This window comes from Mycolicibacterium sp. Y3, assembly GCF_051188035.1.
GTDB classification, from domain to species: Bacteria; Actinomycetota; Actinomycetes; order Mycobacteriales; family Mycobacteriaceae; genus Mycobacterium; species Mycobacterium fluoranthenivorans.
Genome location: NZ_JAVQLT010000001.1, coordinates 1144485 through 1163991, shown reverse-complemented (window position 1 = coordinate 1163991; position 19507 = coordinate 1144485). Strand labels below are relative to the sequence as shown.

The window sequence follows — 19507 nt, the reverse complement described above, 5'->3', positions numbered from 1 at the left end:
CCGGGTGCGAACCCACGGCTGGTCCGGCGCCGCCCCGGCAAGCGATGAGGAGGCGGTCGCGCGCATTCTGGCCGCCGCCGGCAAGGCCATCGACGAGCGTGGCGCAGACTTCTCGATCGCCGATGTCGCGCGCACGCTGGGTGTCACCCGCCAGACCGTCTACCGGTACTTCCCCAGCACCGATGCGCTGCTGATGCAGGCCGGTGTGGTCGCGGCCGCCGATTTCCTGGAGCGCCTCGCGTCCCACATCCAGGGCATGACCAATCCGATGGACGCCGCCGTGGAGGCGATCGCGACCGCATTGGAGTGGCTGCCCAAGGACAAGCACATCGGGTTGCTGCTGGCGCCCGGTCGCTCCCCTGCCCTCACCGAATCGATGACCTCGGATATCGCCCTGCAGTTCGCACAGTCGGTGGTGCGACGTTTCGACGTGGATTGGGCGGCCGCCGGGTTCGACGACGCCGATCTCGACGAGCTCGCCGAGTACCTGCTGCGCATCATCCAGTCGTTCGTCGTCGACCCGGGGCGCCCCCCACGCACCGGGGCCGAGTTGCGCGCCTACCTGCGACGCTGGGTCGCTCCGGCACTGAGGCCGGCGTGATGGACGCCGACGTCTGGCTCACCGTGGGCAAGATCGCCCTGCTGAGCTTCCTCGTGCTGGGCCCCGCGACCGTCGTCATCACCTACATCCGGCGTAGCCGCAGCGGCGTCACCGGATGGCGGCCACCCAACGGCAGTCAGTATCCCGATGCGCTCGGTGGCGCCGTCCCCTCGATACCGTCCCCCGACGGGCGTCCCTGGGAAGAAGTGCCCCACCCGGACGACCAAGCCGTCCTGCTGGACTGGGATTACGACGTCGCTGCGGACCTGATCGCCCACACCGAGGAGGTGATCGCCGCGACCCTGACCAGCCGCCGGGTCCCGGGCGAGGTCGACGGAAACGACATCGGCGGCGGCGCGACGCGCATCTATCTCTACGGGCCGGACTGCCATGCGTTGTGGTCGGCGATCGACGCCGTGGTTCGCGCGCTGCCACAGCCGCCGACATCGGCGGTGTTGCGCCCGGGCGGCCCGGGGAGTCCGAGTCGCACGGTGACTCTGTGATCGCCTGATCACACGACGGTCAGCGGCAGCGACTTACGCTCCTCGAACACCCAGGACGCACCGCCACTGAACTCGCACACCTCGACCTCGGGTTGTTTCTTGGCCGCGGTGTCGGTCTCGATGACGCGCACGGTCCAGTCCGACTCGGTACCGAACACCTCGGCGCGCAGATGAGGATCGACCGCCGCCACGATCGCCTGCAGCGGGGCGTCGGCCACCGGTGAGACCAGCGAGATCCATGAGCCGTCCTCATAGGCCGGCGAGCGGCGCACGTGCACGAAATCCTGGTCGACATCGGCGGACACATAGGCGGCCGGGTTGAGCAGCGGGTGCAGTTCGAGCACCCGCAACGCGCCGCGTACGTCCGTGCTGAGCTTGAGCGCCTTGTGAATTCGCGAGGCGGCCACACCGGCGATACCGATCAACTGCTTCGTACGAATCGACCGCGCGAGGGCCACATCGTCCTTGGCGCGCTTGTCCACCGCAATCGTGAACGACTTGACCAGCAGGTGCATCTGGATGCAGACCTCATCCGCGATCCGGACCAGTGCCGAGTGGGAGAACGCGCCGAAATCGACATCCGCGAGCAACTCACCCGAATAGTCGGCCATACCTTCGTCGTTCGGGTCGATCGGATCCAACTCGCACGCGTAGGCATGGGTCGCACCGACGATGTCCATCGCCGGGATGAACGGCACCTCGGGGTAGGACTCGTCGATGATGACAGTCCAGGCGCAGTGCGGGTGCCGGTCCGACGGCGTCCGCGGAGGCCGATGAATGGGCCGGACCTGCGCCTTGCGGTTGGTGGCCAGCGCGGTGGCATCGAAGGTGGGGTCCTCGATGTCGTGGCACATACCCTTGACGTAGTCCTCGCCCATCGGTTCGACATCGAGCAGCGCACCGCAGTGATCCAGATAGAACTCGCCGTGCCAGCGGTCGTGCACGATATAGCGGAAGTCCATGAACTGCGGCGGCGCACCGATGTCCAGCTGCAGGCCCTTGAACAGGGTGAAGATGTCCACGCCCTCGTACTTGAGCGCCTTCTGCATCCGCTTGGTGTACAGCGGACTGGAGGCCGCCCACTCCTCGATGGCGATCTGCAGCATTTCCTCACGGCCGAACGACGATATGCACCACGCCATTCCGGACCGGTCGATCAACTGGCCGATCAGCAGCAGCTCAGGGACCAGGGTCGCCAGCTCCTCGCGTGTCAGCGCGGCATATCTACTGTTCATCGACGCTGCCCCCGGAATGCATCTTCACCGCGGCGTTGACATTGCCCTTCTTGTCCTCGCCGGCACCGCGCTCGGCCGCCTTCTTACGCTGCCGCACCACCTTGCTCACCGCGCCGTCCAGCTTGGAACCCAACGGGAACCCGAGGTAGTGGGTCAGGAACACCGACACCTCTTTGAGTTCCTCCGCGGTGATCTCCCCGTTGTGCAGCGCGGCGTTGATCTGGATCTCGGCCAGATCCGAATTTCCCACCGCCGTCACCGCGGCGAGCGTCAGCAGGCGCTTGTCCCGCATCGACAACCCCGGCCGGGTCCAGATGGTGCCGAAGAGGTGTTCGACGGTCAGGTCGAAGTACGGGTCGCCCTGGATATCGGGCATCTCCCAGCCGTAGACCTCGTTCATCTTCTGCAGGCCCTGTTGGCGACGATCGTCAGAACTCACTGCGTCACTCCTTCGTGTGCGGTACGCCGAGGCCGTCGGCCAGGCGGTCCAGCGCCACCCTGGCCAGCGGAAGATCCACTCCCACAACCTCGCCCAGTCCGAGTGCGAGCGTCAGGTCCTTCTCCGCCAGACCGCGGGTGTGGATGAACATGTCATATATCCAGTGGTCGGGAGTCAGCTGCTTGGTGTCATCGCGCACCATGATGGCCCCGGGCCCGCCGCTCTGCGCGTCGCTGTGGCGCACCACCCGGCCCAGCTTCTGCAGATCGATACCGGACGCCTCGGCCAGTTGCTGCGCCTCACACGCGGCCGCGAACCCGATGAACGTGAGCATGTTGCGAGCCAGCTTCATCCTGGTACCCGAGCCGGGCTCGCCGGCACGCACCACCATCGACGCCCACTTCTTGAACACGGGCTTGACCAATTCGTAGGCTTCGTCGCTCGCGCCCACCATGACAGCCAGTTCGCCCTTGTCGGCGGCACCCGCACCACCACTGACCGGCGCGTCGACCACATGGATGCCCTTGGGCTGCAACTGCTCGGCGAGCTCAGCTGCGGTAGTCGGCTCGATCGTGGAGTGGATCGCGATCACCGTCCCCGGCGTGGCGTGCTGGGCCAGCCGGCCGACGACGTCACGCACCTGCGCGTCGGTGAGCACGGTGACACTGATGACATCGGCCTTGGCCACCTCGGCGATATCGGCCGCCGCCGTCGCGCCCGATTCGGCGAACGGTGTCATCGCGTCGGTGCGCACATCGAACACCGTGAGTCCGCCTGGCCAGTCGACCAGCCTTCTGGCCATCGGTGCGCCCTGGTTGCCCAGCCCGATGTACCCCAGTCTCAGTTCGCTCATGCCCGGAAGATCTGTCCGCCATCGACGTTGAAGATCTGGCCGGTGATCCAGCTGGCTTGATCGGAGAGCAGGAACAGAAGCATGCCGACCAGGTCCTCGGGCTGCCCCATCCGCGACAGCGGGATGGCCTTGACGATATCCGCGACCATCTCCTGCGGAGTGGTGCTGCGGTTGGCTTCGGTGTCGATCGGTCCCGGGGCGATGGCGTTGATCCGGATGTTCTGGCCGCCGAGCTCGCGGGAGAGCTGCTGGGTGAGACCGTTGATGCCGACCTTGGCCAAACCGTAGAAGTTTGAGTAAAGCCATGCCGCCGTGGAGGACTGGTTGACGATCGCCCCGCCACCGCGCTTGGCCATCTTCTTGTAGACCGCCCGGGTACACCACAACGCACCGTCGAGATTGACGCTCATGAACTTCTTGTAATACTCGGGGTCGACGGTGAGCAGGAAGTCCAGCTTCATTCCGCCGAAGATGGCGGCATTGTTCACCAGGTGGTCGATACCACCGAATTCGGCGAGCGTCTGGTCCGCCATCGCCTTGGCCGACACCGGATCCGACACGTCGACGGGCAGCGCGAGCGCGGTCCCGCCCTCCCCTTTGATACCGTCGGCGACCTTCTGGGCGCCCTCGAGGTTGATATCGGCGACGACGACCGCCGCGCCTTCCCGGGCCAACGCCTCGGCGTAGGCCTGGCCGATACCGCCGCCGGCACCGGTGACGATGGACACTTTATTGTCGAACTGCCCCATGATTTCCTCTCGCCACGCCGGCGGGGCCGGCAATGTTGGTGTGCGTATTCGCTCTAGGTCGCGATGGTCGCGATGAGCTTGGTTTCCAGATATTCCTCGAAGCCGGCCACGCCCATCTCACGGCCGATTCCGGACTGCTTGTAGCCACCGAACGGCGCGTCGGCCGAGTACCAGACGCCACCGTTGACATTGACCGTGCCGACGCGCAGCCGCGAGGCGACCGCCTGCGCACGCGCGTCGTCACCGGAGAACACCGTGCCCGACAGGCCGTAGGGCGAATCGTTGGCGATGCGTACCGCATCGTCGTCGCCGTCGTGGGCGATGACCGTCAGTACCGGACCGAAGATCTCTTCGCGGGATACCCGGGCCGAATTGTCCAGGCCGGCAATGACGGTCGGCTCGATGAAGTAACCGGTGTCCAGGTCCGCGGGCCGTCCGCCACCACAGGCGAACCTGCCACCCTCGGCGATCGCCGAGTCCAGATAGCCCTGGATACGATCGCGCTGCCGGGCCGAGATCACCGGGCCGCAGACGGTGCGCTTGCTGTTGGGATCGCCCGGCTTGATACCACCGAGGGTCGCCGCCGCCGCCTCGACTGCGGCGTCGTACTGGGCCCTCGGCACGACCAGCCGGGTGGTGATCGCGCAGCCCTGTCCGGCGTGCATGGCAACGGTGAAAGCTGCCATCGCGCAGGCGCCACCCAGGTCCGCGTCGTCGAGCACCAAAAACGCCGACTTGCCGCCGAGTTCGAGGAACACCTTCTTGATGGTGACCGCGGCATCGGCCATCACGGCGCGTCCGGTGTTGGTCGATCCGGTGAACGAAACCATGTCCACCCGTGGGTCTTTGGACAGCAGCGCGCCGACACCGTGGTCATCGGAGGTGACGATGTTGAACACGCCGGGCGGGAAATCGGTGTGCTCGGTGACGATCTCGCCGAGCACCGCGGCCGCCCACGGGGTATCCGGGGCCGGCTTGAGGATCAGGGTGTTGCCGGCCGCCAGCGCCGGTCCCACCTTGGCGAGATTGATCTGGTGCGGGAAGTTCCAGGGAGTGATCGCACCGACGACGCCGACAGCCTCCCGGGCGACGGTGCGGTTGGTCGGAATTCCCTGTGGTGTCGCGTATCCGAGCTCGGTGCGCCACTGGTAGTTCTCCGCGGTGTCGGCGCAGAACGCCAGGTCATCGACCGGCCCCTCCAGCTGGGCACCCGAGGTCAGCATGCGCGGCGCACCCACCTCGGAAATCGTCAGCTCCCGCAGCTCTTCTATGTTCGCCTGCAGGGCCTCGCGCAACTGGCGCAGGCAACGCACCCGCAGCTCGGTGTTGGTCGACCAATCGCTGTCGTCGAAGGCCGCACGGGCCGCCCCGATCGCAGCCGACATATCCGCTTGATCGGCGTTCGCCGCCACCCCGAGGACTTCCTCGGTGGCGGGGTTGACGGTCTCGAACGTGCCCGCACTTCCGGTGACCAGCTTGCCGTCGATGAGCAATCGGCTCTCGCGGTCGGCGATCAGCGACATCCGCACTCTCCCCTTACATCCATCCAGCCATCCCAGCCGGTCTGTTCCTGGACAACTGTCCGGTCACACTCCTTCGAACCATAACCTCAGCCGAGTCGCAGTGGCAAGACCGGATTACTTCCACATTGCAAATAGCGCTATTTTCCTGCAACTTTGCCCCTGGAACTTGCCCTAAACCGGCAATATCGGATAACTTGGACATGTGTCCAGCGATGCCGTGGTAGCCGCCACAAGCGAGACGGCGGAGACGCCGCGTAACCGCCGCCAGGAGGAGACCTTCCGCAAGGTCCTGACTGCCGGTATGGAGATGCTGCGCGAGTCGTCCTACTCGGATCTGACGGTGCGCGCCGTCGCCGCCCGCGCCAAGGTCGCCCCGGCCACGGCCTACACCTACTTCTCGTCGAAGAACCATCTGATCGCCGAGGTCTACCTCGACCTGGTCAAGCAGGTGCCCTACTTCACCGACGTCAACGACAGCCTGACCAGCCGGGTACAACAGGCGCTGCGCAGCCTGGCCCTGGTGGTCGCCGACGAACCCGAGGTCGCCGCGGCGTGCACCGCGGCCCTGCTGACCGGTGGCGACCCGACGGTACGCAAAGTACGTGATCGGATCGGTTCCGAGATCCACCGGCGCATCCGGTCGGCCGTCGGACCGGACGCCGACCCCCGCGTCGTCTCCGCCCTCGAGATGACGTACTTCGGCGCGTTGGTCAATGCCGGCAGCGGCGCCTTCACCTACCACCAGATCGCCGATCGCCTGAGCTATGTGGTCGGCCTTCTCCTCGGAGATGACACATGAGCCTCAACACCGTCGAGCCGATCCTCGACCCCTACGATTACGACTTCCACGAGGACCCGTACCCGTATTACAAGCGGCTGCGCGATGAAGCCCCGCTGTACCACAACGAACAGCGCAAGTTCTGGGCGCTGTCGCGACACAGCGACGTGCTGGCGGGTTTTCGCAACAGCGTCACCCTGTCCAACCGCCATGGCGTGTCCCTGGATCCGATCTCACGCAATGACGAAGCCCACCGCGTGATGTCCTTTCTGGCACTTGATGATCCCGGGCATCTCCGACTGCGCACGCTGGTGTCCAAAGGCTTCACGCCACGGCGCATCCGCGAACTGGAGGGCCGGGTCACCGAGATCGCCCACCAGCATCTGGACGCTGCGCTGCAGAGCACCACGTTCGACTATGTCGATGACTTCGCGGGCAAGTTGCCGATGGACGTCATCTCCGAACTGATGGGGGTGCCGGACGAGGACCGGGTGCGGATCCGCGCGCTCGCCGACGGCGTGATGCACCGGGAGGACGGTGTGCCCGACGTACCCGCTTCGGCCATCGAGGCCTCCGGCGAACTACTGGTCTACTACGCCGACATGGTCAAACAGCGCCGCAAGAACATCTCCGACGATCTGACCTCGGCACTGGTCGAGGCCGAGATCGACGGCGACCGGCTCACCGATGACGAGATCATGGCGTTCCTGTTCCTCATGGTGGTTGCCGGTAACGAGACGACCACCAAATTGCTTGCCAACGCCGCATATTGGGGTTACAAGAATCCCGACCAACTGGCCCCGGTGTTCGACGACCACGACCTGGTCACCCCGTGGGTCGAGGAGACACTGCGTTATGACGCCTCCAGCCAGATCCTGGCCCGGCTGGTCAGCGAGGACCTCACCTTCTACGACACCACCGTTCCGGCGGGCGATGTGCTGGTGCTGCTGATCGGCTCCGCCAACCGCGACGAACGCGTCTTCGAGAACCCCGACGAATACCGCATCGACCGTGAGATCGGTCCGAAGCTGGTGAGTTTCGGCAGCGGCGCCCACTTCTGCCTCGGCGCACACCTCGCGCGCATGGAGGCCCGGGTGGCACTGACCGAGTTGTTCAAGCGAATCCGTGGGTACGAGGTGGATGAATCCGCGTCTGTGCGGGTGCATTCCAGCAGCGTCCGCGGATTCGCTCACCTACCCATCACCGTCCAGCCCCGCTGAAAGGCCCGCTGAATGCCTCGTTTCGATCCCCTACCCGCCCGTCGTCCGGCACTGGTCGCCGGCGCCTCCTCCGGTATCGGCGAGGCGACCGCGATCAGGCTCGCCCGCAACGGTTTTCCGGTGGCACTCGGTGCCCGCCGAGTGGAGAAGCTCGATGAGATCGTCGGCAGGATCCGCGCCGACGGCGGCGAGGCCATCGCCGTGCACCTCGATGTCACCGACCCGGATTCGGTGAAGGCCGCCGTCGAGCAGACCACCTCCGACCTCGGCGAGATCGAGGTGCTGGTGGCCGGCGCCGGCGACACCTACTTCGGCAAGCTCGACTCGATCAGCACCGAACAGTTCGAGTCCCAGATCCAGATTCACCTGGTCGGGGCCAACCGGCTCGCCACCGCGGTGCTGCCCGGCATGATCGAACGCCGGCGCGGTGACCTCATCTTCGTCGGATCCGATGTGGCACTGCGTCAGCGGCCGCATATGGGCGCCTACGGAGCCGCCAAGGCCGCCCTGGTCGCGATGGTGACCAACTACCAGATGGAGCTGGAAGGCACGGGCGTGCGCGCCTCGATCGTGCATCCCGGACCGACCAAAACGTCGATGGGCTGGAGCCTGCCCGCCGAGTTGATCGGACCCGCGCTGGAGGACTGGGCCAAGTGGGGTCAGGCGCGTCACGACTACTTCCTGCGCGCAGACGATCTCGCGCGGGCCATCACGTTCGTCGCCGAGACGCCCCGCGGCGGCTTCATCGCGAACATGGAACTCCAGCCCGAGGCTCCGCTGGCCGACGTCAAGGACCGCCAGAAGCTGGCTCTCGGCGAAGAAGGCATGCCTGCTTCCGCGGGCGGGAGCGAACCGACAGGGGGGTCAGCACTGTGAGTGATCTCAAAGAGGTGGAACGCGTTTCCGGTGGCGAGGAGGAACACGGCCATCTGGAGGAGTTCCGCACCGACCCCATCGGGCTGATGTGGCGGATCCGCCAGGAGTGCGGTGACGCCGGCTGGTTCCAGCTTGCCGACAAGCAGGTGGTGCTGCTGTCCGGCGCGGAGGCCAACGAGTTCTTCTTCCGGTCCACCGACAGCGAGCTCAATCAGGCCGAGGCCTACCCGTTCATGACGCCGATCTTCGGCGAGGGTGTGGTGTTCGATGCCGACCCCGAGCGCCGGGCCGAGATGCTGCACAACACCGCCCTGCGCGGTGAGCAGATGAAGGGCCACGCGGCCACCATCGAGAACGAAGTCCGCAAGATGATCCAGGGATGGGGCGAGAGCGGCGAGATAGATCTCCTGGAGTTCTTCGCCGAACTGACCATCTACACCTCGACGGCCTGCCTGATCGGCCAGAAGTTCCGCAACCAGTTGGATTCGCGGTTCGCGAACTACTACCACCTGCTCGAGCGCGGTACCGATCCGCTCTGCTACGTCGACCCCTACCTGCCCATCGAGAGCTTCCGCATTCGCGACGAGGCCCGGGCCAGCCTGGTGGAGTTGGTGCAGGAGGTCATGAACGGCCGAATCGCGAACCCGCCCACCGACAAGAGCGATCGTGATCTGCTGGACGTGCTGGTCTCGATCAAGGATGAAGAAGGCAATCCGCGCTTCACCGCCAACGAGGTCACCGGGATGTTCATCTCGTTGATGTTCGCCGGGCACCACACCAGCTCGGGCACGTCGAGCTGGACACTGATCGAGCTGCTGCGCAACCCCGAGTTCTACACCAAGGTCCAGAACGAGCTCGACGAGCTGTATGCCGACGGCCAGGAGGTGAGTTTCCATGCGCTGCGCCAGATTCCGAACATCGACAACGCGCTCAAGGAGACCCTGCGCCTGCATCCGCCGCTGATCATCCTGATGCGGGTCGCCCAGGACGAGTTCGAGGTCGCCGGACACCCGATCCACAAGGGCCAGATGGTGGCCGCCTCGCCGGCGATCTCCAACCGGATCCCCGAGGACTTCCCCAACCCGGATGCCTTCGACCCGGACCGCTACAACAAGCCGCGCCAGGAAGACCTGATCAACCGGTGGACCTGGATCCCGTTCGGTGCCGGCCGGCACCGGTGCGTGGGTGCGGCGTTCGCGCAGATGCAGATCAAGGCGATCTTCTCGGTGCTGTTGCGCGAGTATGAGTTCGAGATGGCGCAGCCTCCGGAGAGCTACCAGAACGACCACTCCAAGATGGTGGTGCAGCTGGCCCGGCCGGCGAAGGTGCGCTACCGCAAGCGCGTGAAGGACTAGTTCGGTGGGCTGCTACCGAATCGAACTCGACGAGGACCTGTGCCAGGGCCACGCCATGTGCGAGCTGGAGGCCCCCGACGTCTTCAAGGTGCCCAAACGCGGAGTCGTCGAGATCCTCGACCCGGAACCGCCCGACGAGCTCCGCGAGGATGTCGAACGGGCCATCGACATGTGTCCCACCCGAGCACTTTCCCTCATCGAAAAAGACTGAAAGGCAACGACAATGGCGTCATCGTCAACACGCGAGGCACTTGAGGACTGGACCCAGCGCTGGCTCAAGGCCAACCAGGACGCGGAAGCGGCCGGCGACTGGAAACCGTTGGCGGACTTCTACACCGAGGACGCCACCTACGGCTGGAACATCGGCCCCAAAGAAGACGTCATGTGCATCGGCCGGGACGAGATCCGCGATGTCGCCCTCGGTCTGGAGATGGAAGGCCTGGAGAACTGGGTCTACGAGTACCAGAAGGTGCTCATCGACGAGAAGCAGAACGAGATCGTCGGCTTCTGGAAGCAGATCGCCAACAAGTCGGACGGCAGCACCGATGAGATCTACGGTATCGGCGGCAGCTGGTTCCGGCTCAACGACCAGCTGCTCATCGAATGGCAGCGCGACTTCTTCGACTTCGGGCACGTGCAGAAGGCGTTCATGGACCTGATCACCTCGGGCGACCTCACCCCGACCATGCAGAAGCGCATCGAGCGCTCACTGGCCGGCGAGAAGTTGCCCGGCTACTACCCCCTCGGCGAGGCGCCCGTTCCGCTCTGGTGAATCACCACCAAGCAGTTGCTTGGGGGCAGTGTGATGTGGCTAACTAGAGGCTCTAGTCTGGAGTTCGAGGCTCTCGTCGAAAGCAGGAGATATGAAGACCAAAGGCGCTCTGATCTGGGAATTCAACCAGCCGTGGTCGATCGAGGAAATCGAGATCGGTGACCCCGTCAAGGACGAGGTCAAGATCCAGATGGAAGCCTCGGGCATGTGCCATTCGGACCATCACCTGGTCACCGGCGATATCCCGATGGCGGGATTCCCGGTGCTCGGCGGCCACGAGGGCGCCGGCATCGTCACCGAGGTCGGCCCCGGGGTCGACCACATCGCACCCGGTGACCACGTCGTGCTGTCGTTCATCCCCTCCTGCGGTGAATGTCCCGCGTGTCAGGAAGGCCTGCGCAACCTGTGCGACCTGGGCGCGGGACTACTCGCCGGCACCGCGGTGTCCGACGGCACGTATCGCATCCACGCCGCCAAGAACGGCCAGCCGGTCATCCCGATGACCCTGCTGGGCACCTTCAGCCCCTACATGGTGGTGCACAAGAGCTCGGTGGTGAAGATCGACCCGTCCATCCCCTTCGAGGTGGCCTGCCTGGTCGGCTGCGGCGTGACCACCGGCTACGGGTCCGCGGTTCGCAGCGGTGACGTGCGCCCCGGTGACGATGTCGTCATCGTCGGTGTCGGCGGTGTCGGCACCGGCGCCCTGCAGGGTGCGCTCATCGCCGGCGCGCGCAACGTCTTCGCGGTGGACCCGGTTGAGTTCAAACGCGACAACGCACTCAAGTTCGGCGCGACACACGCCTACCCCGACATCTTCAGCGCGATGGCCGGAGTCGCCGAGGTCACCCAGGGCCGGATGGCGCACAAGACCATCGTCACGGTCGGTGAGCTCAAGGGCGAGGATATCGACCACTACATGAACATCACCGCCAAGGGCGGCACCGTCGTGGCCACCGCGGTCGCGAACATGGCCAGCAACGATGTGAAGTTGAACCTGTCGATGTTGACCCTGCTGCAGAAACGCCTGCAGGGCACCATCTTCGGTGGCGGCAACCCGCATCACGACATCCCGCAGCTGCTGTCGATGTACAAGGCCGGCCGGCTCAACCTCGACGACATGGTCACCCGCCAATACAAGCTGGAGCAGATCAACGACGGCTACGCCGACATGCTGGAGGGCCGCAACATCCGCGGTGTCATCCGCTACACGGACGCCGATCGTTAATCGTGATTTCGGCGCGCTTACCTGCGAGGACCGCGGGTAAGCGCGCCGAATCGCTGAAAGGACACCATGACCGAGTCACCCGTCGTCATCGCATCCGAGGCTTCCTGGCGTTGTGTGCAGTCCGGCGACCGCGAAGGCTGGCTGGCTCTGATGGCCGACGACATCCTGGTCGAGGACCCGATCGGGGAGGCGGTCACCAATCCGAGCGGTACCGGGGTGCGCGGCAAGGAAGCGCTGGCAGCGTTCTACGACACCAACATCGGGCCCAACAAGCTGACCGTCACCCGCGAGGCGACGTTCCCGTCCAGCTCGCCGGCCGAGATCGCCTACATCCTGGTGCTGCGCACCGAATTCCCGAATGGCTTCGTCGCCAGTGTGCGCGGCGTATTCACCTACCGGGTGAATGACGCCGGCCTGATCACCAATCTGCGCGGCTACTGGAACATGGACGCCATGGAGTTCACCGAGGCGAAGGCCGATTAGCGCGCTGCTGGCCGGCCGCGCCGCCGTCGTGGTCGGCGGGACCCGCGGGATCGGCCTGGCCGTCGCCGAACTACTGGCATCTCAGGGTGCGTCGGTGGTGGTCAACGGCCGCGACCGGGAAGCCACCGACGAAGCGGCACAGCGTGTCTCGGGCCTCGGCATCGCCGGATCGCCGACCGACCCGGACGTCGCCGACGGCCTGATCGACGCGTGCGTGGCCGCCCACGGACGCATCGACATCCTGGTCAACTGCGCCGGCACGGCAGAGCCCACCGGATCATCCATCCTCAACGTGACCTCGGCGCAGTTCCGCGCACTACTCGACGCACACCTGTTGACGGCATTCGAGACCTGCCGGGCCGCCGCACCGCATATGGTCCGGCAGGGCTCCGGCGCCATCGTTAACACCAGTTCGTTCGCTTTCCTCGGCGACTACGGCGGTACGGGATATCCGGCAGGCAAGGGCGGGGTCAACAGCCTGACGCTGGCCATCGCAGCCGAACTGAAAGAGCATGGGGTGCGGGCGAATGCGGTCTGCCCGGGTGCGCGCACCCGGCTGTCCGAGGGCGCGGACTACGAGCAACACATCGCCGAGCTGAACCGGCGGGGACTGCTCGACGATGTCAACGCCCAGGGTGCGTTGGACGCCGCCCCGCCCGAGTATGTCGCCCCCACCTACGGCTATCTGGCCAGTGACCTCGCCGCGCACATAACCGGCCGGATCTTCATCGCCGCCGGCGGATTCGTCGGTGAGTTCGCCCGGCCCGAAACAGGCTTCATCGGCTACCGGGACCACAAGGACACGCCGCCGTATGCGATCGAGGATGTGCACGCGTTGATCGGCGGTTAGTTCGCACGGATCAACCGGCCGTGCGCGATCAGCGAACCGACCTGTTTGAGCCGTTTGCTGCGGATACTGACGTCATAGGCCAGGATGTGGTCGACGGTGGCCAATCGCTCGGCCAGGTAGCGATATAAGTGCTCGACGTCGCGACATATCACCACGACCATCAGGTTGGCCGAGCCACTGATCGCGACGACCGAGGCCACCTCGTCGTGCACCACGATCTGTTCGGCCGTCGCGGTGAGATGCCGGGGTGGGGTCGAGATCCAAATGGTCGCGTTGAGCGTGTATCCGAGCAGTTCGGGTAGCACATCGAGGTCGTAGGACAGGGTGTCAGAGTCCTGTAGTGCCGCCAACCGGCGCTTGACCCGCGCCGGTGACCATCCGGTGAGTGCGGCCAACGCACTGTCGGAGATCCGCCCGTCATCGGCCAACGCGTCGATCAGCCGTTGGTCATCGGGGGACGGTGCGCCAGGTCGATTCGGGCGTGCGGTCTCCGGTGGTTGCAACGCGGCGATCTGCTCCGCACTGAGCGGGCGGCCGTGGCCGGTCCAGTGACCACTGGATGCCTGCCCGAACACCTTGAGCACCAAGTTCACTCGGACATCGAGAACCGCAGACGTGCGGGGCAACCGGTGCAGCAATCCGTCGCCGGTATCACCGATCGGCGCACGGACAACGCAGATCAGCTCGGTACCGCCGGACAGCACATTGGCGTGCGTCACCTCGGGCCAACGAACCAGCGCCTCCGCCAGCTTGGGGACGTTGTCCGGTTTGGCGTGCACCCGCACGATCCACTGACACTCGCCGTAGACCCTCGGGTTCACCACTGCGATCACCCTGAGCACGCCGTCGCGGCGCAGCGCCCGATAGCGCCGGGCGACCGTCTGCTCGCCGGCGCCGATGACCTCGGCGATCCGCCGGAAGGGCGCCCGCGGAGCGATCTGCAACGCGTGCAGAATTTGACCGTCGAGACGCTCCATGGTGTCAATAACACTACGCATGTGATGTCTTTGTTGCCCATTTTTGCCGTCTCGATGCGAATACCTGGCCTGGATTCGCTCAACCGGCCAATGCTGAACACCATGAATCTGACCGGCAATGCCGCGCTCAACACGATCGAAACGAAGGACGTGCTGTGAAACTGGGAATCGGGTTGCCGAACCACATTGCCGGAGTGGCGGGTACAGGCATCACAGAATGGACGCGCCGCGCCGAAGAACGCGGATTCGAATCCGTCACCACGATCGACCGGCTGCGCTACCCGGGTCTCGACTCGCTCATCGCACTGGCCGCCGCGGCCGGTGCCACCACCGACGTGACGCTGGTGACGAATGTCCTTCTCGCCCCGGTGTATCCGGTGGTGCCGCTGGCCAAGCAGATCGCCGGCGTGGCGCAGATATCCGGCGGACGACTTGTCGTCGGCCTTGGTGTGGGCAACAGACCCGACGACTACGCAAGCACCGGAACGGACTTCGACCGCCGAGGGAAGATCCTCGACGAGCAGGTCGAGCGGATGCGCCGGCTCTGGACCGGCGCCGGCGATGCGCCGTTGTGCGCACCCGTATCGGTTCCTTTGTTGTTCGGCGGACGGTCGGCGGCCACGGTCCGGCGGGTGACGACCGTCGGCGACGGCTGGGCCGCCGGCGCTGTCCGCCACTATGACGTCCAGGCCGAACTGGTCGGCCGCATTCGCTCCGGCTGGGCGGCCGCCGGCCGTAGGGGCCGCCCGTATCTGCAGGCTTCGGTGAACTTCGGGCTCGGACCCGAGCAGGCGATCGCCGCCGGAAAGGACCACCTGGCAAGGTATTACGGGTTCAGCCCGGAGTACGCGCAGGTGAACGTCGACGATATGGTCAGCTCGCCCGATGAGGCCCGTGACACGGTCCGACGGTATCGGGATCTCGGGTTCGACCGGCTGCTGTTCCATCCGACGACCGCCGGGGTCGAGCAGCTCGACCGTCTCGCCGACGCGATTCTCTAGCCCGGCTAGCGCCGATGCACCCCGAACGCCCGGCGCAGCGCGACGAAGCGCACCAGGGTGGCCACCAGGTTCGCCACCACCAACACGGACAGTTCGACTGCCTTGTCCTTGGTGAGACCGAAGTGGTGCAACACCAGCAGTGACCCACTGGTGATCGCCAACCCGAAGAGGAAGACCAGCAGGCCGCCGGCCTGGTGGCGGGCCGCCCCGGCGCGACCACGGATGCCGAAGGTGAACGCCCGGTTGGCCGTCGTGTTCCCGATCGCGGTGAGCAGCAAGGCCGTCAGGTTTGCGGCTTGAGCGCCCATCGCCGCGTGCAGCGCCATGAACAGCAGGGCGTAGGCGACCGTGCTGATCACGCCGACGATGCAGAACCTGGCCAGTTGGCCGACCATGCCGGGCGGCACGCCGGGTACCAGCGGCTCGCGCCCGAGACTGGCCTGCAGTTCGCGCAGCGGCAGGGCACCGGTGGCCAGCGCTCGTCCCACCCGCCAGCAGCCCTTGAGGTCGTCGATCGCGGTCGCGAGGATGTCGACGCGGGAGTCGGGATCGTCGACCCAGTCGACCGGGACCTCGTGGATGCGCAGCCCGGCCCGCTCGGCGATCACCAACATCTCGGTGTCGAAGAACCATCCGGTGTCGGCCACCAAGGGCAGCAGCTGACGGGCCACGTCGGCGCGCACCGCCTTGAACCCGCACTGCGCGTCCGAGAACCGTGCACCGAGGGCGCCGCGCAGGATGAAGTTGTAGGAGCGCGAGATGAATTCGCGCTTCGGGCCGCGCACCACCCGCGCCGACGCGGCCAACCTGGATCCGATCGCCACATCCGAATGCCCGGAGATCAACGGCGCGACCAACGGCATCAGCGCCGAGAGGTCGGTCGAGAGGTCGACGTCCATATAGGCCACCACGGTGGCCGGTGAGGCCATCCACGCGGTGTACAGGGCGCCGCCCCGGCCCTTGCGGTCCAGATGGATCACTTCGACACCGGGCAGTTCGGCTGCCAACCGGCGCGCGACCTCAAGGGTGGAATCGGTACTTGCGTTGTCCGCGACGGTGATCCGGGTGGCGTACGGCACCTGCTCGGCGAGGTAGCGATGCAACCGGGTCACACACCCGGGCAGATCGTGTTCCTCGTTGTACACCGGGATGACGATGTCCAGAACGGGGGTTTCCCGCGCAGGCTGGAACAAGCCCCCGTCCGCCTGGGCGCGAGCCAGCTCGGTCATATCGTTCACACTCCCGTAACGAGCTGCCACGGCACTGCCGTCGGCCTGGGAGCTTGCTGCGCCCTGACTATGCTCGGTACTCATGGCGACCGTCTTCACCATGATCATCAACGGGGATCTGCCCGGCCGTTTCGTCTACGAGGACGACGAGGTGGTCGCGTTCCTGACCATCGAACCGATGACACAGGGGCACACACTGGTGGTGCCGCGGGCCGAGGTGGACAACTGGCAGGAACTGGATCCCGCGGTGTTCAACAAGGTGATGTCGGTGGCGCAACTCATCGGTAAGGCGGTCACCACGGCGTTCGACGCCGAACGCGCCGGCCTCATCATCGCCGGGCTTGAGGTGCCGCATCTGCACGTGCACGTGTTCCCCGCCCGCAATCTCAGTGATTTCGGCTTCGCCGGCGTCGACCGCAATCCGTCGGCCGAGTCGCTCGATGAGGCCCAGGCCAAGATCAAGGCCGCCCTGGCTCAGCTGGCCTGAGCGGTACCCGCGACGGTCGTGGCGGTCACCGCCGGGGCGGCTCCGGCCACCTCCGCGATGCGCGGCAGGTTCACCCGGAACTGACAGCCGTGGCCCGGGGCGGTACGCACCGACACCGTGCCGCCGTGGGCGTGCACCAGCGAGTCGACGATCGACAGGCCGAGCCCGGTGCCGCCGCTGGCGCGCGTGCGCGACGAGTCGGCGCGATAGAACCGCTCGAACACCCGTTGGGCGTCCTCGCTGCTCATCCCCGGCCCTTCGTCGCAGACCTCGAGCACCGCGTGTTGCTCGTCGGTGCCCACCCGCACCGTGATGCCCGCGGATTCCGGGGTGTGCTGCAAGGCGTTGGCCACCAGATTGCTCAGCACCTGACGCAGCCGGGCTTCGTCACCGAGCACCTCGGGTGTGCCCGGTCCGTCGAACACCTCCATCCGGATGTGGCGGGCAGGCGCCACCGATTGGGCGTCGTGCACGGCGTCGCTGGCCAGGGCCAACAGATCGACCCGGTTCTGTTCGAGCGGGCGCTGCACATCCAGACGGGCCAGCAGCAGCAGGTCCTCGACGAGCAGGCCCATCCGTCGGGCCTCGCTCTCGATACGGCCCATCAGCATGTCCACATCTCGTGCGGCACCCTGCCGGTACAGCTCGGCGTAGCCGCGGATGGTGGTCAGGGGCGTCCGTAACTCGTGGCTGGCATCGGTGATGAAGCGCCGCATCCGTTCCTCGGAACCGCGGGCAGCTTCCGCGGAGGAGTCCGACGAAGCCACCGCACGCTGGATCTGCGCGAGCATGCCATTGAGCGCGAGCGAGAGCCGGCCCACCTCGGTACGCGGATCACGTTGCGGCACACGCCGTTCCAATTCACCCGCGGCGATGGCCGCCGCGGTCTGCTCAACCTCGACCAGGGGCCGCAGGCTGCGATGCACCACCGCGAAACCGGCCACACCGAGCACCAGCAGCACCGCCAGGCCGATGCCCACCTGGGCGTAGATCAGGGCGCGAACGGTCGACTGCACCTCGGAGAGGTCGATGGCGACGGTGGTCAGCTCACCATGCGGACCGCGCACGGTCATGGCGCGCCATTCCACTCTGGATCCGTCGACCGAGCCGACCGTGACCGGTACCGGGCCGACGTTGTTGTCATCGGGCAGATCCGGTTCGGCGTCGCGGTCGTTGACCGCCATCCAGGTGCGGCCGTCCGGGCCGATGCCCCGGACATAGAAGTTCGACGGCGGCCGGCCCGGATTCGGATCTTCGGGTGTCAGCGTGGGCTGGCTGGGCATCCGCCGGGGCGCCTGCGCCCAGCTGCGCGAGGCATCCAACAGGGTCTGGTCGATCCGGTCGACCTCGGTGTGCGACATGATCGAGGTGACCGCGATCCCCGAGGCGAGCAGGCCGAACGCCACCAGCACCAGGGTGGCGGCGACCAGGCCCACCCGCAGCGGTACACCGCGGCGGCGTTGTTCGGTCATGTACTCATTGTTGGCCGGGATGGCCCGGCCGTCCGGACGTTGGCGAATCAGCGGGGCTCGCGCAGCACGTAACCCACACCGCGCAGGGTGTGCAGCAGGCGCTTCTCACCGGTGTCGATCTTGCGGCGCAGGTAGGACACATAGGACTCGACGACGTTGACGTCGCCGCCGAAGTCGTAACGCCACACATGGTCGAGGATCTTGGGCTTGGACAGCACCGTGCCGGCGTTGATGATGAAGTAGCGGAGCAGCGTGAATTCCGTCGGCGACAACGAGACGGGCTCACCGGCCTTCCATACCTCGTGGGTGTCCTCGTCGAGTTCGATATCGGCGAACGTCAGCCGGGCATTGCGGGGTTCCTCGATACCGCGGCCGGTGCGGCGCAGGATGACCCGCAGCCGGGCCACCACCTCTTCCAGGCTGAACGGCTTGGTGACGTAGTCGTCGCCGCCGAGCGTGAGTCCGGCGATCTTGTCCTGCAAGGTGTCGCGGGCGGTGAGGAACAGCGCCGGGGCGTCGATACCGTCGGCGCGCAGCCGGCGCAGCACGCCGAAGCCGTCCATACCCGGCATCATCACGTCGAGGATCACCGCGTCGGGCTTGACCTCGCGTGCCTTGTCCAGCGCGGCCGGTCCGTTGGATGCGGTGTGCACCTCGAAGCCTTGGAACTTCAGGCTCACCGAGAGCAGCTCGACGATGTTCACCTCGTCGTCCACCACGAGGATCCGCGCTTCGGGAATGCTTTCAGGTACCGCCGCCATAGCCATACAACTACTGTCCACCCGCCGTTTGGACTCATCCTGCATACCCACTGTGAGATTACTGTGAACCTGGGAGTCCCATGTGAGGATAACCCCCTCGACCGGCCGCGCGGCCCGT

The 19507-nt window shown here is 66.1% G+C and carries 23 protein-coding genes; 14 read left to right on the top strand and 9 right to left on the bottom strand.

The features are described from left to right. Positions 1-4 precede the first annotated feature (4 nt). Both QN239_RS05705 and QN239_RS05700 read left to right on the top strand, forming a co-directional pair. On the top strand, positions 5-601 hold the full coding sequence (locus QN239_RS05705) for a TetR/AcrR family transcriptional regulator (protein WP_499008600.1): 597 nt from the start codon (positions 5-7) through the stop codon (positions 599-601). Next, complete coding sequence (locus QN239_RS05700) at positions 601-1104, top strand: hypothetical protein (protein WP_499008598.1); 504 nt, start codon at positions 601-603, stop codon at positions 1102-1104. Before QN239_RS05705 ends, QN239_RS05700 begins: the two co-directional genes overlap by 1 nt. 8 nt (positions 1105-1112) lie before the next feature. On the opposite strand, the gene QN239_RS05695 is transcribed toward QN239_RS05700, so the two are convergent. The 5 genes from QN239_RS05695 to QN239_RS05675 are packed head-to-tail and all read right to left on the bottom strand — an operon-like array spanning position 1113 to position 5903. After that, positions 1113-2339, bottom strand: a complete 1227-nt coding sequence (locus tag QN239_RS05695; protein ID WP_499008597.1) for a hypothetical protein — start codon at positions 2337-2339, stop codon at positions 1113-1115. Next, complete coding sequence (locus QN239_RS05690; RefSeq protein WP_090354410.1) at positions 2329-2739, bottom strand: carboxymuconolactone decarboxylase family protein; 411 nt, start codon at positions 2737-2739, stop codon at positions 2329-2331. The genes QN239_RS05695 and QN239_RS05690 overlap by 11 nt, the downstream gene beginning before the upstream one ends. A 43-nt stretch (positions 2740-2782) precedes the next feature. Continuing rightward, entirely contained in the window at positions 2783-3631 is an 849-nt protein-coding gene (locus QN239_RS05685; RefSeq protein ID WP_499008596.1) for an NAD(P)-dependent oxidoreductase, read from the bottom strand. After that, positions 3628-4380: an SDR family oxidoreductase gene (locus QN239_RS05680; RefSeq protein WP_499008594.1), complete on the bottom strand. Its 753-nt coding sequence runs from the start codon at positions 4378-4380 to the stop codon at positions 3628-3630. The genes QN239_RS05685 and QN239_RS05680 overlap by 4 nt, the downstream gene beginning before the upstream one ends. 53 nt (positions 4381-4433) lie before the next feature. Beyond that, positions 4434-5903 (bottom strand): aldehyde dehydrogenase, encoded by a 1470-nt coding sequence (locus QN239_RS05675; RefSeq protein ID WP_499008593.1) that lies wholly within the window; start codon positions 5901-5903, stop codon positions 4434-4436. Positions 5904-6105: 202 nt separating this feature from the next. Between QN239_RS05675 and QN239_RS05670 the strand changes: the two genes are divergently transcribed. The 9 genes from QN239_RS05670 to QN239_RS05630 all read left to right on the top strand — a co-directional run bounded on the left by QN239_RS05670 (position 6106) and on the right by QN239_RS05630 (position 13462). After that, positions 6106-6702: a TetR family transcriptional regulator gene (locus QN239_RS05670; RefSeq protein ID WP_499008592.1), complete on the top strand. Its 597-nt coding sequence runs from the start codon at positions 6106-6108 to the stop codon at positions 6700-6702. Next, the gene (locus QN239_RS05665) at positions 6699-7901 is read left to right on the top strand and encodes a cytochrome P450 (protein WP_499008590.1); all 1203 of its coding nucleotides are present in this window, start codon (positions 6699-6701) and stop codon (positions 7899-7901) included. The genes QN239_RS05670 and QN239_RS05665 overlap by 4 nt, the downstream gene beginning before the upstream one ends. Positions 7902-7913: 12 nt before the next feature. Further along, positions 7914-8777 carry an SDR family oxidoreductase gene (locus tag QN239_RS05660; RefSeq protein ID WP_499008588.1) on the top strand — a complete coding sequence of 288 codons (864 nt, stop codon included), beginning with the start codon at positions 7914-7916 and terminating at the stop codon, positions 8775-8777. Beyond that, entirely contained in the window at positions 8774-10132 is a 1359-nt protein-coding gene (gene cyp51 / locus QN239_RS05655; protein WP_499008586.1) for a lanosterol 14-alpha demethylase, read from the top strand. Before QN239_RS05660 ends, cyp51 begins: the two co-directional genes overlap by 4 nt. A 4-nt stretch (positions 10133-10136) precedes the next feature. Next, positions 10137-10343, top strand: coding sequence for a ferredoxin (locus tag QN239_RS05650; RefSeq protein WP_090354399.1), 207 nt, complete (start codon positions 10137-10139; stop codon positions 10341-10343). Between the two features lie 12 nt (positions 10344-10355). After that, the gene (locus tag QN239_RS05645) at positions 10356-10904 is read left to right on the top strand and encodes a nuclear transport factor 2 family protein (protein ID WP_499008583.1); all 549 of its coding nucleotides are present in this window, start codon (positions 10356-10358) and stop codon (positions 10902-10904) included. Between the two features lie 91 nt (positions 10905-10995). Continuing rightward, positions 10996-12129, top strand: a complete 1134-nt coding sequence (locus QN239_RS05640; protein WP_499008582.1) for an NDMA-dependent alcohol dehydrogenase — start codon at positions 10996-10998, stop codon at positions 12127-12129. 66 nt (positions 12130-12195) lie between these two features. Then, complete coding sequence (locus tag QN239_RS05635) at positions 12196-12612, top strand: nuclear transport factor 2 family protein (protein ID WP_090354393.1); 417 nt, start codon at positions 12196-12198, stop codon at positions 12610-12612. Between the two features lie 28 nt (positions 12613-12640). Beyond that, complete coding sequence (locus QN239_RS05630) at positions 12641-13462, top strand: SDR family NAD(P)-dependent oxidoreductase (protein WP_499008580.1); 822 nt, start codon at positions 12641-12643, stop codon at positions 13460-13462. On the opposite strand, the gene QN239_RS05625 is transcribed toward QN239_RS05630, so the two are convergent. Continuing rightward, positions 13459-14460 carry an Lrp/AsnC family transcriptional regulator gene (locus tag QN239_RS05625; RefSeq protein ID WP_499008579.1) on the bottom strand — a complete coding sequence of 334 codons (1002 nt, stop codon included), beginning with the start codon at positions 14458-14460 and terminating at the stop codon, positions 13459-13461. The genes QN239_RS05630 and QN239_RS05625 overlap by 4 nt on opposite strands. On the opposite strand from QN239_RS05625, the gene QN239_RS05620 reads away from it, so the two are divergent. Both QN239_RS05620 and QN239_RS05615 read left to right on the top strand, forming a co-directional pair. Further along, positions 14461-14598: a hypothetical protein gene (locus tag QN239_RS05620; RefSeq protein ID WP_499008577.1), complete on the top strand. Its 138-nt coding sequence runs from the start codon at positions 14461-14463 to the stop codon at positions 14596-14598. Beyond that, positions 14595-15440, top strand: a complete 846-nt coding sequence (locus tag QN239_RS05615) for an LLM class flavin-dependent oxidoreductase (RefSeq protein WP_499008575.1) — start codon at positions 14595-14597, stop codon at positions 15438-15440. Before QN239_RS05620 ends, QN239_RS05615 begins: the two co-directional genes overlap by 4 nt. A gap of 5 nt (positions 15441-15445) precedes the next feature. Here the strand turns inward: QN239_RS05615 and QN239_RS05610 are convergent, their stop codons facing one another. After that, a complete protein-coding gene (locus QN239_RS05610; protein ID WP_499016600.1) occupies positions 15446-16669 on the bottom strand; it encodes a bifunctional glycosyltransferase family 2/GtrA family protein in 1224 nt (407 codons plus the stop codon). A gap of 82 nt (positions 16670-16751) precedes the next feature. On the opposite strand from QN239_RS05610, the gene QN239_RS05605 reads away from it, so the two are divergent. After that, entirely contained in the window at positions 16752-17156 is a 405-nt protein-coding gene (locus tag QN239_RS05605; RefSeq protein ID WP_499008573.1) for an HIT family protein, read from the top strand. Here the strand turns inward: QN239_RS05605 and QN239_RS05600 are convergent. Together QN239_RS05600 and QN239_RS05595 are read right to left on the bottom strand one after the other, a co-directional pair. Further along, a complete protein-coding gene (locus tag QN239_RS05600; RefSeq protein WP_499008571.1) occupies positions 17144-18628 on the bottom strand; it encodes a sensor histidine kinase in 1485 nt (494 codons plus the stop codon). The genes QN239_RS05605 and QN239_RS05600 overlap by 13 nt on opposite strands. Before the next feature lie 47 nt (positions 18629-18675). Continuing rightward, on the bottom strand, positions 18676-19395 hold the full coding sequence (locus QN239_RS05595; protein WP_024453738.1) for a response regulator transcription factor: 720 nt from the start codon (positions 19393-19395) through the stop codon (positions 18676-18678). Between the last annotated feature and the right edge of the window lie 112 nt (positions 19396-19507).

Bases quoted from the DNA above. Each gene is read 5' to 3' on its own strand.
- QN239_RS05700 (WP_499008598.1), top strand. From the start codon at position 601: ATGGACGCCGACGTCTGGCTCACCGTGGGCAAGATCGCCCTGCTGAGC.
- QN239_RS05695 (WP_499008597.1), bottom strand. From the start codon at position 2,339: ATGAACAGTAGATATGCCGCGCTGACACGCGAGGAGCTGGCGACCCTG.
- QN239_RS05690 (WP_090354410.1), bottom strand. From the start codon at position 2,739: ATGAACGAGGTCTACGGCTGGGAGATGCCCGATATCCAGGGCGACCCG.
- QN239_RS05685 (WP_499008596.1), bottom strand. From the start codon at position 3,631: ATGAGCGAACTGAGACTGGGGTACATCGGGCTGGGCAACCAGGGCGCA.
- QN239_RS05680 (WP_499008594.1), bottom strand. From the start codon at position 4,380: ATGGGGCAGTTCGACAATAAAGTGTCCATCGTCACCGGTGCCGGCGGC.
- QN239_RS05675 (WP_499008593.1), bottom strand. From the start codon at position 5,903: ATGTCGCTGATCGCCGACCGCGAGAGCCGATTGCTCATCGACGGCAAG.
- QN239_RS05665 (WP_499008590.1), top strand. From the start codon at position 6,699: ATGAGCCTCAACACCGTCGAGCCGATCCTCGACCCCTACGATTACGAC.
- QN239_RS05660 (WP_499008588.1), top strand. From the start codon at position 7,914: ATGCCTCGTTTCGATCCCCTACCCGCCCGTCGTCCGGCACTGGTCGCC.
- QN239_RS05645 (WP_499008583.1), top strand. From the start codon at position 10,356: ATGGCGTCATCGTCAACACGCGAGGCACTTGAGGACTGGACCCAGCGC.
- QN239_RS05640 (WP_499008582.1), top strand. From the start codon at position 10,996: ATGAAGACCAAAGGCGCTCTGATCTGGGAATTCAACCAGCCGTGGTCG.
- QN239_RS05635 (WP_090354393.1), top strand. From the start codon at position 12,196: ATGACCGAGTCACCCGTCGTCATCGCATCCGAGGCTTCCTGGCGTTGT.
- QN239_RS05625 (WP_499008579.1), bottom strand. From the start codon at position 14,460: ATGCGTAGTGTTATTGACACCATGGAGCGTCTCGACGGTCAAATTCTG.
- QN239_RS05610 (WP_499016600.1), bottom strand. From the start codon at position 16,669: ATGACCGAGCTGGCTCGCGCCCAGGCGGACGGGGGCTTGTTCCAGCCT.
- QN239_RS05605 (WP_499008573.1), top strand. From the start codon at position 16,752: ATGGCGACCGTCTTCACCATGATCATCAACGGGGATCTGCCCGGCCGT.
- QN239_RS05600 (WP_499008571.1), bottom strand. From the start codon at position 18,628: ATGACCGAACAACGCCGCCGCGGTGTACCGCTGCGGGTGGGCCTGGTC.
- QN239_RS05595 (WP_024453738.1), bottom strand. From the start codon at position 19,395: ATGGCTATGGCGGCGGTACCTGAAAGCATTCCCGAAGCGCGGATCCTC.